Origin of the sequence: Alcaligenes sp. GCM10023179 (genome assembly GCF_042653705.1) — a bacterium.
In the GTDB taxonomy this organism is placed as follows: Bacteria; Pseudomonadota; Gammaproteobacteria; order Burkholderiales; family Burkholderiaceae_B; genus Alcaligenes; species Alcaligenes phenolicus.
Genome location: NZ_JBHSIQ010000001.1, coordinates 1,141,967 through 1,156,541 on the forward strand (window position 1 = coordinate 1,141,967; position 14,575 = coordinate 1,156,541).

The 14,575-nt window shown below is 53.5% G+C and carries 11 protein-coding genes and 3 tRNA genes; 12 read left to right on the forward strand and 2 right to left on the reverse strand.

The window, feature by feature from the left end; translation table 11 throughout:
- Positions 1–59: 59 nt before the first annotated feature.
- From ilvB to ACFPDR_RS05095, 7 genes are all read left to right on the forward strand, one after another.
- On the forward strand, positions 60–1,781 hold the full coding sequence (ilvB, locus tag ACFPDR_RS05065) for a biosynthetic-type acetolactate synthase large subunit (protein ID WP_035272452.1): 1,722 nt from the start codon (positions 60–62) through the stop codon (positions 1,779–1,781).
- Positions 1,782–1,791: 10 nt separating this feature from the next.
- Positions 1,792–2,283 (forward strand): acetolactate synthase small subunit, encoded by a 492-nt coding sequence (ilvN, locus tag ACFPDR_RS05070; protein ID WP_003801075.1) that lies wholly within the window; start codon positions 1,792–1,794, stop codon positions 2,281–2,283.
- 215 nt (positions 2,284–2,498) lie between these two features.
- On the forward strand, positions 2,499–3,515 hold the full coding sequence (gene ilvC, locus ACFPDR_RS05075) for a ketol-acid reductoisomerase (protein WP_009456705.1): 1,017 nt from the start codon (positions 2,499–2,501) through the stop codon (positions 3,513–3,515).
- A gap of 408 nt (positions 3,516–3,923) precedes the next feature.
- Positions 3,924–4,691: a CDP-diacylglycerol--serine O-phosphatidyltransferase gene (gene pssA, locus ACFPDR_RS05080; RefSeq protein WP_035272453.1), complete on the forward strand. Its 768-nt coding sequence runs from the start codon at positions 3,924–3,926 to the stop codon at positions 4,689–4,691.
- A gap of 166 nt (positions 4,692–4,857) precedes the next feature.
- Positions 4,858–5,127, forward strand: a complete 270-nt coding sequence (gene rpsO, locus ACFPDR_RS05085; protein ID WP_003801068.1) for a 30S ribosomal protein S15 — start codon at positions 4,858–4,860, stop codon at positions 5,125–5,127.
- Between the two features lie 89 nt (positions 5,128–5,216).
- Complete coding sequence (gene pnp / locus ACFPDR_RS05090) at positions 5,217–7,355, forward strand: polyribonucleotide nucleotidyltransferase (protein ID WP_035272454.1); 2,139 nt, start codon at positions 5,217–5,219, stop codon at positions 7,353–7,355.
- A gap of 378 nt (positions 7,356–7,733) precedes the next feature.
- On the forward strand, positions 7,734–9,449 hold the full coding sequence (locus ACFPDR_RS05095; RefSeq protein WP_376910738.1) for an amidohydrolase: 1,716 nt from the start codon (positions 7,734–7,736) through the stop codon (positions 9,447–9,449).
- A 226-nt stretch (positions 9,450–9,675) separates the two neighbouring features.
- On the opposite strand, the gene ACFPDR_RS05100 is transcribed toward ACFPDR_RS05095, so the two are convergent.
- Positions 9,676–9,761 (reverse strand) — tRNA-Leu (locus ACFPDR_RS05100).
- Positions 9,762–9,773: 12 nt separating this feature from the next.
- A tRNA-Ser gene (locus ACFPDR_RS05105) sits at positions 9,774–9,863 on the reverse strand.
- A gap of 233 nt (positions 9,864–10,096) precedes the next feature.
- Here ACFPDR_RS05105 and ACFPDR_RS05110 point away from each other — a divergent pair.
- The 5 genes from ACFPDR_RS05110 (at position 10,097) to ACFPDR_RS05130 (ending at position 14,504) form a co-directional block, all read left to right on the forward strand.
- A complete protein-coding gene (locus tag ACFPDR_RS05110; protein WP_035272457.1) occupies positions 10,097–11,071 on the forward strand; it encodes an NAD(P)H-quinone oxidoreductase in 975 nt (324 codons plus the stop codon).
- 158 nt (positions 11,072–11,229) lie between these two features.
- Positions 11,230–11,970: a triose-phosphate isomerase gene (tpiA, locus tag ACFPDR_RS05115; protein ID WP_115633930.1), complete on the forward strand. Its 741-nt coding sequence runs from the start codon at positions 11,230–11,232 to the stop codon at positions 11,968–11,970.
- An 18-nt stretch (positions 11,971–11,988) separates the two neighbouring features.
- The gene (gene secG / locus ACFPDR_RS05120) at positions 11,989–12,396 is read left to right on the forward strand and encodes a preprotein translocase subunit SecG (RefSeq protein ID WP_115633929.1); all 408 of its coding nucleotides are present in this window, start codon (positions 11,989–11,991) and stop codon (positions 12,394–12,396) included.
- 226 nt (positions 12,397–12,622) lie between these two features.
- A tRNA-Leu gene (locus ACFPDR_RS05125) sits at positions 12,623–12,707 on the forward strand.
- Positions 12,708–13,328: 621 nt separating this feature from the next.
- A complete protein-coding gene (locus tag ACFPDR_RS05130; RefSeq protein ID WP_137431432.1) occupies positions 13,329–14,504 on the forward strand; it encodes a porin in 1,176 nt (391 codons plus the stop codon).
- Positions 14,505–14,575: the final 71 nt, after the last annotated feature.

A 14,575-nucleotide genomic window follows, 5' to 3' on the forward strand; every position in this document is an offset into this window, starting at 1 on the left:
TTCAAGCTCGGACCGTCGTGGTCAGTCGATATTGCAGAGCAAGACTGAAAGGAAAACTCATGTCTGAATTAAATGGCGCAGATATTGTTGTGCGCACGCTCGCGGACGAAGGCGTGGAACACGTTTTCGGTTATCCGGGTGGTGCCGTTCTCTATATCTACGACGCAATCTTCAAGCAGGACCGCTTCCAGCACATTCTTGTGCGTCATGAACAGGCTGCTGTTCATGCTGCGGATGCCTATTCCCGTTCGTCCCAAAAAGTTGGCGTGGCACTGGTAACCAGTGGCCCGGGCGTCACCAATGCCGTCACCGGTATTGCGACCGCTTACCTGGACTCCATTCCGATGGTCATCATCAGTGGGCAGGTCAGCACCCAGGCAATTGGTGAAGATGCTTTCCAGGAATGTGATGCCATCGGTATCACCCGTCCTTGCGTCAAGCACAACTTCCTGGTGCGCGATGTTCGTGATTTGGCCGATACCATTCGCAAGGCATTTTTTATTGCCACGACAGGCCGTCCTGGTCCTGTGCTGATTGATATCCCTAAAGATATTACGACCGCAACGTGCAAATACACGCCCAAGCGTGGCGAGGTCAAGATGCGTTCCTACGCACCTGTGACCAAAGGCCATCAGGGGCAGATCAAGAAAGCCGTCCAGATTCTCAATAGCGCCGAGCGCCCGCTGATTTATGTTGGTGGTGGTGTGGTGCTGGGTAATGCTGACAGTGAGCTCAATGAGCTGGTCAAGTTAAGCGGTGCTCCTTGCACGACTACCTTGATGGGTCTGGGTGCCTATCCAGGTACGGCGGATCAGTACATCGGCATGCCCGGCATGCACGGTACTTACGAAGCCAATATGACCATGCAGCATTGCGACGTTCTGATCGCAGTGGGTGCACGGTTTGATGATCGAGTGATTGGTAATACCCGCCACTTCGGTCAGAACCCACGCAAGATCATTCATATTGATATTGATCCTTCGGTAATTTCCAAGCGCGTGAAAGTTGATGTGCCTATCGTGGGCTGTGTCAAAGACGTGCTGACCGAGTTCAATGAGCTGTATGCGCAAAGCCGTCAGGAATCGCAGAACCAGCCCTCCCTGAATGATTGGTGGAAACAGATCAATGTCTGGCGGGGCAAGAACTCCTTGGCCTACGCCAAGTCGGACGAGCTGATCAAGCCGCAATACGTGGTGGAATCCCTGTGGGAAGTGACGGGCGGCAACGCTTTCGTGACTTCTGATGTGGGTCAGCACCAGATGTGGGCGGCTCAGTACTACAAATTCAATAAGCCTCGTCGCTGGATCAATTCCGGTGGCCTGGGCACGATGGGCGTGGGCTTGCCTTACGCAATGGGTGTGCAAATGGCCAACCCTGGTCAGGATGTTGCCGTCATCACGGGTGAAGGCTCCATTCAGATGAACATCCAGGAACTGTCTACGTGTAAACAGTACCGCTTGAGCCCCAAGGTTCTTTGCCTGAACAATCGTTATTTGGGCATGGTGCGCCAGTGGCAGCAAATCGACTACGGCTCGCGTTATTCCGAGTCTTACGTGGATGCACTGCCTGACTTTGTCAAACTGGTGGAAAGCTATGGTCATGTGGGTCTGGAGATCGACAAGCCAGCCGATGTGGTCCCCGCTATTCGCGAAGCCTTCACCACGCACAAAGACCGCCTGGTATTTCTGAACTTCATCACGGACCAAACCGAAAACGTGTTCCCGATGGTGAAAGCAGGCCGCGGCCTGACAGAAATGCTCTTGGGCCCGGACGATCTGTAAGGAGAGAATCATGAAACACGTCATTTCTATCCTTCTGGAAAACGAGCCCGGCGCACTGTCCCGTGTGGTCGGCCTGTTTTCGGCCCGTGGCTATAACATCGAGACCTTGACGGTCGCTCCAACCGAGGACGACACCCTGTCTCGCATGACTATCGTTACCCGAGGGGCGGACGACGTCATCGAGCAGATCACCAAGCACTTGAACCGTCTGGTTGACGTGGTCAAGGTGGTGGATCTGTCCGAAGGCCCACACATCGAGCGTGAACTCATGCTGATCAAAGTGCGGGCGGTGGGCAAGGAACGTGAAGAGATGAAGCGCATGGCGGATATTTTCCGCGGTCGCATCATTGATGTTACGGACAAGACATACACCATCGAATTGACCGGTGTTCAAGACAAAATTGCTGCTTTCATCAATGCGCTGGATCGTACGGCCATTCTTGAAACAGTGCGCACCGGGGTCTCTGGTGTCAGCCGTGGCGAACGTGTCTTAAAGCTGTAAGCCAAGGCTTTTTCAGGACATAATTACCGCTTTTATTCAAGGAGCTGCTTTTCAAGGCAGCTCCTTATAAAGGGTAAACACGGCCTGACGCTGTGTAGACCGCGGTGGCCCTGTTCTGAAAGTAATGAGTCAAGGTCCTTTTTGTGCCGCTGCTGCATGAGCGGCCATTCTCGAATTGCTGTTTAAGCGAAATTATTAAATTTGGAGCACCTGAAATGAAAGTTTTCTACGACAAGGATTGTGATCTTTCCCTGATCAAAGGCAAGACCGTTGCCATCATCGGTTACGGCTCGCAAGGCCACGCCCACGCCCTGAACCTGCACGAGTCCGGCGTGAACGTGGTTGTTGGTCTGCGTAAAGGCGGCGCTTCCTGGAGCAAAGCCGAGAACGCTGGCCTGAAAGTTCAGGAAGTGGCTGAAGCCGTCAAGAGCGCTGACGTCGTCATGATCTTGTTGCCTGACGAAAACATTGCCGAGGTTTACCGCAACCAGGTTGCCGAGAACATCAAGCCCGGCGCCGCTCTGGCATTTGCTCACGGCTTTAACGTTCACTACGGCCAAGTTGTGCCACGTGACGATATCGACGTCATCATGATTGCTCCCAAGGCTCCTGGTCACACTGTGCGTGGCACCTACAGCCAAGGCGGCGGCGTTCCTCACCTGATCGCTGTTTACCAGGACAAGACCGGCGCTGCTCGCGACGTGGCTCTGTCTTACGCATCGGCTAACGGCGGTGGCCGTGCCGGTATCATCGAAACCAACTTCCGCGAAGAAACCGAAACCGACTTGTTCGGTGAACAGGCTGTTCTGTGCGGTGGTGCGGTTGAGCTGATCAAGGCTGGTTTCGACACGCTGGTTGAGGCTGGTTACGCTCCTGAAATGGCTTACTTCGAGTGCTTGCACGAACTGAAGTTGATCGTGGACCTGATCTACGAAGGCGGTATCGCCAACATGAACTACTCGATCTCCAACAACGCCGAATACGGCGAATACGAGACCGGTCCGAAGATTGTTACCGACGAAACCCGCAAAGCCATGCGTCAGTGCCTGGAAGACATCCAGACTGGCGTGTACGCCAAGAACTTCATCCTGGAAAACGCCGCCGGCGCTCCTACCCTGATCTCGCGTCGTCGTATCAACGCCGAATCGCAGATCGAGCAAGTGGGTAGCAAGCTGCGCTCCATGATGCCTTGGATCGCCGCTAACAAGCTGGTCGACAAGTCCAAGAACTAAGTTTGATATCGGGGCAACCTCATAAGCTGCCCTGGTCTTGAGCCTGAACCGGCTGACGTCTTGCGGCGTCAGCCGGTTTTTTTTATTGCTGCAAAAATTTGGCTTTCAGCGCCGCCTCTGCTGGGGCTAAAAAAAGGATGGAAGCGCCTTGTTCTCGTCTTATAGCCGTATTGGTGAGGGCGCGATAAAATGCAGTGCTTGGTTTGACCATCGTGCCCCTGTTGGGGTGGTGCGCAAGCGGATTCGATAAAATCTACTGTTTATCCATGAACTCCCTGGCCGCAGGCCTCTTGGCCATTTCTGTTCGCTCTGGCTTATATATGCTGGAATTATTTGCACTCTGTAGCCTTGGGGACAATGCTACATTCGAGTGTTCAGTCCTTAGCAACAACTCTTAAAGCATAAATTATGCCCAATTTGCTCAATGATGAAACCCGTCGTCGGCGTAGCATCTATCTTCTGCCCAACGCATTTACGACCGCCAATTTGTTCGCGGGGTTTTATGCTGTTGTGCAGGCCATGAATGGCCGCTTTGAGGCGGCAGCCATCGCCATTTTCCTGGCGCTGGTGTTTGATGGTATGGACGGGCGGGTTGCTCGTTTGACCAATACTCAGTCCGCCTTTGGTGAGCAATACGACTCCATGGCAGACATGATTTCCTTTGGTGCAGCGCCCGCGCTGGTCATGTACGTCTGGGCCATGCAGGGATTGGGCCGCTGGGGCTGGTTGGCTTCCTTTATTTACGTAGCCGGTGGTGCGCTGCGCCTGGCCCGCTTCAATACCAATATTGAAGTGGTCGACAAGCGTTTTTTCCAGGGCTTGCCCAGCCCGGCGGCCGCTGCTCTGGTCGCTGGCTTTGTCTGGCTGGCGGTGGACAACAAGCTGTCCTTGCAAGTGAATGTGATTCCCTGGGTTGCCTTTGGTTTAACCATTTATGCCGGCCTGGCCATGGTCTCCAATGCGCCGTTCTACAGCGGTAAGTCCTTTGCGATCAGCCGTAGCGTGCCATTTTGGGTCATGCTGCTTTTTGTGCTGGTCTTCGTGTTTGTCTCTACAGATCCGCCAGTCTTCCTGTTTGGCCTGTTCTGCCTGTATGGCTTGTCGGGCTGGTTTGTGATGGCCTGGCGCTGGCGTCGAGCCCGTGCTTTGGCACGACTTCGGCGTGGAAACAACTAAAATCCCCGGCTTTGGCAGGCCAGCTGGCCGAAATGCTTAACGCCTTGTCCGGTTTTTCGTTATAATCGTTTGCTTGCACTTGGCCTGATGGGCCCGGTGCACTCAATCTCATTTTCAACACGTTAGGGCACCTCGGTCCTAACGCAAGTCTTAGAGGCTAAATAAAATGGCAGTTGCAGATATCAAAAAAGTCGATATCGTTTCCGAGTTTCAGCGTAAACAAGGCGATACAGGCTCCCCAGAAGTGCAAGTGGCTTTGCTGACCGCTCGCATCAACGAATTGACCGGCCACTTCAAGGCTCACAACAAAGATCACCACTCCCGTCGTGGTCTGTTGCGCATGGTTAGCCGTCGTCGCAAATTGCTGGATTATCTGAAAGGTCGTAATCCAGACGCTTACCGTGCTTTGATCGAAAAACTCGGTCTGCGTAAGTGATACCGGGGCTGGCTCCCCGCTAAACAACCGTGCATTCGGCGAACTGGTTTCGCTGTGTGCACGGTTTTTTTATTGTAAGGATTCTCCTAATGTTCAATAAAGTCACCAAGTCTTTCCAGTACGGCGAGCATACCGTCGTTCTGGAAACCGGGGAAATCGCACGTCAGGCGTCAGGTGCCGTGCTGGTTTCGATTGAAGACACTGTTGTGTTGGCCACTGTTGTTGGCAAAAGCGAAGCGAAAGCGGGTCAGGACTTTTTCCCTCTGACCGTTGATTACGTCGAAAAAACCTACTCCGCTGGCAAGATCCCTGGTGGTTTCTTCAAGCGTGAAGGCCGTCAATCCGAGCGCGAGATCCTGATCTCCCGCCTGATCGACCGCCCACTGCGTCCTCTGTTTCCTGAAGGCTTCTACAACGAAGTTCAGGTCATCATTCACACGGTATCGGTCAACCCTGAAATTGATCCTGATATCGCTGCCATGATCGGCGCCTCGGCTGCCCTGGCTATTTCCGGCATTCCTTTCAACGGTCCTGTGGGCGCTGCCCGTGTGGGTTACGTTGATGGTCAGTACGTGCTGAACCCATCCGCTACTCAGCTGAAATCTTCGGCTCTGGATCTGGTTGTGGCTGGTACCGAGCAGGCTGTGCTGATGGTTGAGTCCGAAGCCAAGCAATTGTCCGAAGAAGTCATGCTGGGTGGTGTGGTGTTTGCTCACGAGCAAATGCAAGCAGCCATCAACTGCATTCACGAACTGGTTGAAGAAGCTGGCAAGCCCGAGTGGGATTGGCAGCCTGCTGCTGTTAACGAAAGCCTGTTGGCTGCGGTAACCGCTGCTGCTGAAGAAGGTCTGACACAGGCCTACCAGACTCGCGAAAAACAAGCTCGTACCGAGCAAGTGCGCGCTGTCTACGCTCAGGTTAAAGAAACGGTCAAGGCTCAAGCTGAAGCCGCCGGTCAGGATCAGCCTGATATGGTTGCCGTCGAAAACATGATGTTCGACCTGGAAAGCAAGATCGTGCGTTCGCGCATCTTGAGCGGCGAGTCCCGTATTGATGGTCGCGACACCCGTACCGTTCGTCCTATCAGCATCCGTCTGGGCGTTCTGCCCCGTGCTCACGGTAGCGCCTTGTTCACGCGTGGCGAAACTCAGGCTTTGGTGGTCACCACTCTGGGTACCAAGCAAGACGAGCAGATCATTGATTCGATTATGGGCGAGTACCGCGATCGCTTCATGATGCACTACAACATGCCTCCATTCGCCACTGGCGAAGCTGGCCGTTTCGGCGCTCCCAAGCGTCGTGAAATCGGTCACGGTCGTCTGGCCAAGCGTGCTTTGACCCCCTTGCTGCCAGCCGCTGAAGACTTCCAGTACTCCATCCGCGTGGTGTCCGAGATCACTGAATCCAACGGTTCCTCCTCCATGGCATCTGTGTGTGGTGGCTCCCTGTCCATGATGGACGCTGGTGTGCCTGTGCAGGATCACGTGGCTGGTGTGGCCATGGGTCTGATCAAGGAAGGCAACAAGTTTGCTGTGCTGACCGACATTCTGGGTGACGAAGATCACCTGGGCGATATGGACTTCAAGGTTGCCGGTACCGAGAAAGGTATTACTGCCTTGCAGATGGATATCAAGATCCAGGGTATCACCAAGGAAATCATGCAGGTTGCATTGGCTCAGGCTCACGAAGGCCGTATGCACATCCTGGGCAAGATGAAAGAATCCATCGACGGTTCCCGTACCGAGATGTCCGAATTCGCGCCTCGCATGCTGACCGTGAAGATCAACCCCGAGAAGATTCGTGACGTGATTGGTAAGGGTGGTGCAACCATCCGCGCCCTGACCGAAGAAACCGGCACACAGATCGATATTTCGGATGATGGCACCATCACGATCGCCAGTGCTGATCTGGACAAGGCCCGCGAAGCCGAGCGCCGTATTAAGGAACTGACCGCTGAAGTGGAAGTGGGTCAGGAATACGAAGGCCCAGTGATGCGTTTGCTGGACTTTGGCGCGATTGTGCAAGTGCTGCCAGGCCGTGACGGCTTGCTGCATATCTCCGAGATTGCCAACTACCGTATCGCCAACATCAATGACGTGCTGAAAGTAGGTCAGGTTGTTAAGGTCAAGGTCATCGAGGCTGACGAGAAAGGCCGTCTGCGTCTGTCGATCAAGGCTATCGGCGGTATCGAAGCTCAAGGCGGCCCAGCTGCTCCTGCTGCTTCCTGATAGCGCTTGCAGTCTGCTTGAAGAGAAACCCGCCGAAAGGCGGGTTTTTTGCGTTTGGCATTGCCCGGGGTTGGAGGGAGCTGGTTTGAGTGCGCCTTGTTTAAACGTTGTGCATTCTGGCTAAAGCCTTGGCCTTCCGTGCTTTAGAGGAAATCTGTCACGGGCTCTGGTAGCGCTTGTCTTGGGTTTGCAGAGCTTTATTAAGCGCTGTCTGGATGTCGAAATCATAAAATCCATAAACAGGGAGTGATGCGATGTCATGCTGATCCAAGTTTGAGTTGTCGCTTGGGTGGGTACTGGCCGAGCATGATCAAAAGCTGATGCAGGAGACAGTCAATGATGGGGATAAACAGGCTATTCAGGTGCTTGTGTGCTGTGATGCTAGTTGGGTCTACGGGGAGCGTTGGCGCTAATGAAGTCGCTGATACGATCTTTCTGGACGCGAAGATCTATACCGCTAATGCCAATTCACCTGATGCCGAGGCGATGGCCGTGAGCCACGGCCGAATTCTGGCCATAGGCAAGAGCGAACAGGTCTTGCACTATCAGGGAGCGAAAACTCGCATGCTAAGCCTTGAGGGTCGACGCGTTATGCCTGGCCTGATTGATGCGCACTCCCACGCTATTTTTGCGGGCCTGGCTGCTTTGGCGCCAAACCTGGAGGATCAAGAGCTCAGTCCGCTTGAACTCGCTCAGCAATTGCAAACCTGGCTGGTGGAAAAAGAGTCCGGACCAGATGTGCCTATGGTGGTGTTTGGGGTGAATCCAGCGGTGTGGTCTGCGCCCGAGTCATTGAGCGATTTGCTGGATGCTGGGGCTTGGCAGCATCAGGCTGTGTTGCTGATGGGGGCTGACTATCATACGGCCTGGGCGAATCAGGCAATGCGTGAAAAGGCAGGAATTGACGCTGCTTACGTGCAGTCATTGCCTGCGAAGTCTCAACACACCATCGGTGTGGCCAGTAATGGACAGCCTGATGGGGTGTTGGTGGATGCTGGCCTGGATAAGGTAACGGTGATCTTGCCCAAACCAGCTGAAAAGCAGCTACTGGCAGCTGCAAAAATCGCTGTTGAAACCAATAATCGCTATGGCATTACGGCCTGGATGGATCCGGCGGCCAACGCCGGGCCGGGGGAGGCGTTGTTTTCTCGATCTCTTGGCAGTGTTGGAGAGGGCATATTGCCGGCTTACCGGGTTTTATCAGAAGCGGGTTTATTAACTGCTCATGTTGCTGCCTTGCTGGTGGCCAGTCCGGAGAGTGATGCTGCGGATCTGGAGCGGCTTGATGGTGTCCGAAAGCGCTTTGCGCACATCCCTAATCTGAGTTTGCCGGGTATCAAGGTGTTTGCTGATGGGGTGTTGGAGTATCCGGCTCAAAGCGCAGCCTTGCTGGGCCGCTATGAAAACTCTGGCAAGCAGGGCGAGCTGCTGCTGGAGCAGCGCAAAATGACGCAGCTGGTTGATGCTATTGATCAGCGTGGCTGGCTGGTGCATATCCACGCTTTGGGCGACAGGGCTGTGCGTGTGTCTTTGGATGCTATTGAGTCGGCGCGCAAAAAGCGCAGCAGTGGTGTACCGCATTCCATTACGCATCTGCAGTTGGTAAGCTCGGCTGATTATCCCCGCTTTAAACAGCTTGATGTGATGGCTGTCATGCAGTTGCACTGGGCCGAGCTTGATAACTATCTGCTTGATCTGGTCAAGCCTTATATTCCTGATTCGGAGTTTCAGGGTCAGTATCCAGCTCGGTCGCTGCAGCAGCATGGAGCGGTGATTGTGGGTGCCAGTGATTGGCCTATTTCTACGGCGAATCCGTGGGAAGCCATGCATCATGCAATGACACGCTCTGGGCCGGATGGCGGTTTGAATGCAGGCGAGCGTATGGATAAAGACAGTATGTTTAGGGCCTATACCATCAACGCGGCCAGGGCTATCCGAATGGAGAGGGAAATTGGCTCTCTGGAGGTGGGTAAGCAGGCAGACTTTATCGTGTTGGATCGCGATGTGCTGGAGGTAGATGTAGAGGCTTTGAAAGACACTCAGGTTCTGGCGACTTACTTTGCCGGTCGGCAGGTCTACGGCGCAGCTCCGTAGAAGGAGCCTGGCAGTGTTTTTCTGATTGACAGGGTTTGAACAGGCAGTGTGTATGCCGTATGCGGCTTATATAGCGGCAGATGGTTACTGCCCCATTCGATGGTTGGTGAAACAAAAAAGCTCACTATGCGTAGTGGGCTTTTTGTCGCCTGGTTTTTGCTGCAAAACCAACGCAGGTTTGGGCAAATTCAAGGCTTATGTATCAGTGCAGACCGCTTCAGGTCTATGGTGCATCCAGCCGGAATCGAACCGGCACGATCAAAGATCGAGGGATTTTAAGTCCCTTGCGTCTACCAATTCCGCCATGGATGCAGCGGGAGATGATGGCGGAAGCGGTGAGATTCGAACTCACGGATGGGTTACCCCATCGCCGGTTTTCAAGACCGGTCCATTCAACCGCTCTGGCACGCTTCCTGTCTGTTGGGCTTTTCTTCCTGACAAGTCACATGCGCAAAAAAGCACGGAGGCCAGGAAAGCCTTAAAGTGTAACGTATAAATTTGCCAGCGTCATCGAAATAATCTGTTTTCATGGCTGGAATAGGGCGTTGATGCCAGTGCCTGTGATAGATTGCAGCAGGTAAGGCGGCTGCTTATGGTTAGTGCTTGCAGCCGCGCTGGAAAAATAGTCTAGATATCAGGGAGTAGGTATGCGAGCTGTTGAGATTACCGAGTTTGGAAAGCCGGAAGTGTTGCAAGTGGGCGAGCGTCCCATGCCACAAACAGGTCCGGGTGAAGTGCTGGTCAAGGTGCTGGCGGCGGGCGTGAACCGTCCGGACGTCTTGCAACGAGCAGGCGCTTACCCGCCGCCGGCTGGTGCCTCTGATATTCCCGGCCTGGAACTGGCCGGTGAAATCGTATCGGGCGATGTGCAGGGCAGTGAGTTCAAGATTGGGGATCAGGTCTGTGCGTTGGTCACTGGTGGTGGCTATGCCGAGTATTGTGTGGTGCCAGTACAGCAATGCTTGCCTATTCCTGCGGGTTTCAGCTTGCTGGAGGCGGCGGGGCTGCCAGAAACTTTCTTCACTGTCTGGAGCAATGTGTTCGACCGTGGTCAGTTGAGCAAGGGTGAAACCCTGCTGGTGCATGGCGGTGCCAGCGGAATTGGGACAACAGCTATCCAGTTGGCAGTGGCTCTGGGGCATACGGTATATGCCACGGCAGGCAGTGATGAGCGCGTGGAGGCCATTAATCGCTTGGGCGGGATCGGCATCAACTATAAAACCGAGGTTTACGAAGACGTCATCAAAAGCAAAACAGGCGGCCGTGGCGTTGATGTGATTCTGGATATGGTCTCTGGCGACTACATCAACCGGGATTTGACGTGTCTGGCTGATGACGGTCGTATCGTCATTATTGCTTTGCTGGGTGGGGTGAAGGCCACGATTAATTGTGGGGAGATCCTGCGTCGTCGCTTGACTATCACTGGCTCAACCTTGCGGTCCCGCTCTGTCGAGTTCAAGGCGCAACTGGCGCAGGCTCTGAAAGAGCGTGTCTGGCCTTTGCTGGAAGCAGGGCAGGTACGTCCCTTGATTCATGCCACTTTCCCCTTGGAAAAGGCGAGCGAAGCGCATGCCATGATGGAGGCGGGTGAGCAGGTGGGCAAGATCATTCTTGTTCCATAAAAGCAGCAAGGGTGGCGCAGCCACCCTTTTTCTTGCTGTTCTGAAACGAATTTTCTGTCAAATATGCGCGAAACGGATTAGCACGCGCTACAATAGCCGGTTAGCTGCGCCTTGATTGTGGGCGTTGGTGTAACTTTTTGACTGGCATCAAGGGAGCAATGAGCGTACATTCTTCGCGTAAACGACTGGTTGCGGGTAATTGGAAATTAAATGGCTCGCTTGATGGCAACAGCCGTCTGCTGCAAGAACTGCTCGTTCAGCCTGGTGCGCAGGCAGATTGTGATGTGCTTGTATGCGTTCCTTATGTGTATTTGCCTCAGGTGGCAGGTATCTTGAAAGATTCGACCATAGCGGTCGGCGCTCAAGATGTCAGTGTCCACGCCAAGGGTGCATACACGGGGGAAATCTCGGCGGCAATGCTGGCTGATATCGGCTGTCGCTGGGTGATTGTCGGGCATTCCGAGCGCCGTCAGTATCACCAGGAAAGTAGCGCTCAGGTTGCCGCAAAAGTTGTTGCGGCACTGGATGCGGGCTTGACGCCTATTGTCTGTATTGGCGAGCAGTTGGCCGATCGTGAGGCGGGGCAGGAAACCTGTGTGGTGCAAGATCAGCTTGAACCCATCAAAGCTCTTGGGGCGGAAGTGGTATCCAAACTGGTCCTGGCGTATGAGCCGGTCTGGGCTATTGGTACGGGCTTGACTGCAACGCCGGAGCAAGCGCAGCAAATGCATCAACAGATTCGCGCCTATATGGGGTCGGATCAGTTGCGTATTTTGTACGGTGGCAGCGTGAAGGCGGATAATGCCGCCGAGCTGTTTGCCATGCCGGATATTGATGGTGCCTTGGTGGGTGGTGCGTCTTTGGATGCGCAAGAATTTTTACGTATTGTGGCCGCTTAAAGGGTCTGGAGTCTTTAAATGCAAGATTGGATGTCTTCCGTTCTGATGGCGGTGCAGGTTATCTCCTCGCTGTTGATTATTGGTCTGGTGCTGTTGCAGCAAGGCAAGGGCGCTGATATGGGCTCGGCCTTTGGTGGCGGCTCGGCAGGGAGTGTGTTTGGTGCGGCAGGTGCGGCGAACTTTTTGTCGCGCATGACCAAATGGGCGGCAATCGTCTTTTTTGTGTCCACCGGTGGCTTGGCTTGGGTTGCTCACCATCCTGCGCAGAAAGTAGATGCGGGCGTGATGCAGGGTTACGAATCGTCTGTTCCTGGCGCAGCTCCATCGGGTGCAGCTTCGGTTCCGGCCCCTGACGCTTCTGTGCCAGCTGCTGTACCTTCAGCAGCTCCTGAGCAAAGCGCTCCTGCGGTTCCTGCTGCTGAGTAAGTTCGATCTGCTTGGGGATTCAATGCTGCTCTATATATAGAAGACGGTAAGGATTAAAAGCAGGATCGGAAAATACGATATCAAAGCCCGCCTCTAATGGCGGGCTTTGTCTATTTGGCGTTGTTTGTGTGGAATATGCCTGAGTACGTGCTTTTTTAGGTGTTTTGGGCTGTTTTGTACTGACAGCTTTACTTTTGTCATGCTAATATCGCTGTCTTGATTGCTTGCCGACGTGGTGGAATTGGTAGACACGCTATCTTGAGGGGGTAGTGGCGAAAGCTGTACGAGTTCGAGTCTCGTCGTCGGCACCAAACAAAAAAGTTGAAAAGTTCTGCGATTGCGGAGCCTGGAAATAAAACCTGATCCTGGCAAGGGCAGGTTTTTTTTTCGCCAATTTTTGGGTGTTTTGCCTTCTTGTGTAAGTTGCTTGCGTTTGATTTCCGGAACCCGTTCTTGATTGCCAGGAAAGTGATTGAACTGGGTCAGTGCATGCTGAATCCTATGTTGGTGTTAATTCTCATAATGTGAGAATTTATCAGGTGGATTGAGTAGCCAGCTTTGGCTCTCGATAGGCTGGGGTCGGCGATCTTGTCTTTTTCGGTGCCGATTTCATTTTTTGCCTTGTTTGCAGAAAACCAGCATTGGCAACCGATTGCTCGGATCACTTAAAGCAACTTCTTAAGAAGATTCCGGCTTTAGCCTGCTAATTGTCGTGCTTGCTCAATGCGGCATGGAAAGCGGCTTCAAGTGGGTTTTTGTTGTGTATAGCCAACAAGCTGTGCACAAAGATTCACGTTTCCGAAGGGTTTCGTAGTCAAGCGACGGGAATTTTGATGCAATAGCGTTAACTTCCCATCGCGGAGTTAGAAAGAGCAGCAGCACTGTTGTAGTTGGGCTGCTCTGATTTACTCAAATCTACGGAGATTTCTTACATGAAAAAGACTCTGCTCGCTGCTGCTCTGATGGCCGGCTTCGCTGGCGTCGCACACGCAGAAACGTCTGTCACCCTGTACGGTATTCTGGACGGTGGTATCGGTTACCAGAAATTTAAGGGTACCGATTCCTACGCTTCTAACCGTGATGGTCTGGAATCCGTTAGCCAGAAAAAAACCGGCATGATCAATGGCATCCAGTCCGGCAACCGTTGGGGCCTGAAAGGTTCTGAAGATCTGGGTGACGGCCTGCGCGCTGTGTTTGTTCTGGAAAGTGGTTTCGATCTGGGTACCGGTACTCACAAGCAAGGTGACCGTCTGTTCGGCCGTCAGGCCACTTTGGGTCTGGCTGGTGACAGCTGGGGTCAACTGGACTTCGGTCGTCAGACTAACATCGCCTCCAAGTATCTGCCAGGCGTAGCCGATCCATTCGGCGGTGGTTTTGATCAAGCTAACATCGGTGCTGCTTTCACGGCTGCTAACACCGTTCGTTACGACAACATGATCATGTATCAAACCCCTAACTTCTCCGGCTTCCAGTTCGGCGTTGGTTACTCTTTCAACACTGATGGTCCTCAGGAGTACAAGATCACCAACAGCGCAAGCGCTGAGGATGGTCTGGAGCGCAACCAGCGCGGTATCACTACCGGTCTGCGCTACGCTAACGGCCCAATCGGTGTTGCTCTGACATACGATCAGTACAAGACTCGTGAAATCCGCAATCAAATTGGTGATCCTGTGACTGGCGGCGACACTGTCAAGTCCTGGAACATCGGCGGTAGCTACGACTTTGAAGTTGTGAAAGCTCACTTGGCTTTCGGTCAAACTCGTGACGGCCTGTTTGAAGCTCAGTCCTTCAGCGGTGTTGGTATTGACACCAGCAACCTGAAAGGTCTGAAAGTAAATACATACCTGGTTGGTTTGTCTGCTCCTGTTGGCGCTGGCACTCTGATGGGTTCTTGGACTATGGCTGATCCTCGTTCGGCTCCAGAGTCGCTGGATCGCAACACCCCATCGTGGGAAATGAAGAAACAGCACACTTTCAGCCTGGGTTACAGCCACCCACTGAGCAAGCGCACCAACGTGTACGCAATCGGTTCTTACGCCAAGAACGTGCACTTCCTGCCTGATGGCAAGTCGACTTTGGTCGGCGTTGGTCTGCGTCACCAGTTCTAATCGATTTGCGTAGCATGTCTACGCATTGCGATGAGCAAGTCTTCGGACTTGCTTGAGCTGAAGAAGTATAA

What these genes read in the sequence shown, in the direction of transcription:
- pnp (WP_035272454.1), top strand. Translation starts at nt 5,217, where the DNA reads ATGTTCAATAAAGTCACCAAGTCTTTCCAGTACGGCGAGCATACCGTC.
- ilvN (WP_003801075.1), top strand. Translation starts at nt 1,792, where the DNA reads ATGAAACACGTCATTTCTATCCTTCTGGAAAACGAGCCCGGCGCACTG.
- rpsO (WP_003801068.1), top strand. Translation starts at nt 4,858, where the DNA reads ATGGCAGTTGCAGATATCAAAAAAGTCGATATCGTTTCCGAGTTTCAG.
- ACFPDR_RS05130 (WP_137431432.1), top strand. Translation starts at nt 13,329, where the DNA reads ATGAAAAAGACTCTGCTCGCTGCTGCTCTGATGGCCGGCTTCGCTGGC.
- ilvB (WP_035272452.1), top strand. Translation starts at nt 60, where the DNA reads ATGTCTGAATTAAATGGCGCAGATATTGTTGTGCGCACGCTCGCGGAC.
- ACFPDR_RS05110 (WP_035272457.1), top strand. Translation starts at nt 10,097, where the DNA reads ATGCGAGCTGTTGAGATTACCGAGTTTGGAAAGCCGGAAGTGTTGCAA.
- pssA (WP_035272453.1), top strand. Translation starts at nt 3,924, where the DNA reads ATGCCCAATTTGCTCAATGATGAAACCCGTCGTCGGCGTAGCATCTAT.
- ACFPDR_RS05095 (WP_376910738.1), top strand. Translation starts at nt 7,734, where the DNA reads ATGCTAGTTGGGTCTACGGGGAGCGTTGGCGCTAATGAAGTCGCTGAT.
- secG (WP_115633929.1), top strand. Translation starts at nt 11,989, where the DNA reads ATGCAAGATTGGATGTCTTCCGTTCTGATGGCGGTGCAGGTTATCTCC.
- ilvC (WP_009456705.1), top strand. Translation starts at nt 2,499, where the DNA reads ATGAAAGTTTTCTACGACAAGGATTGTGATCTTTCCCTGATCAAAGGC.
- tpiA (WP_115633930.1), top strand. Translation starts at nt 11,230, where the DNA reads ATGAGCGTACATTCTTCGCGTAAACGACTGGTTGCGGGTAATTGGAAA.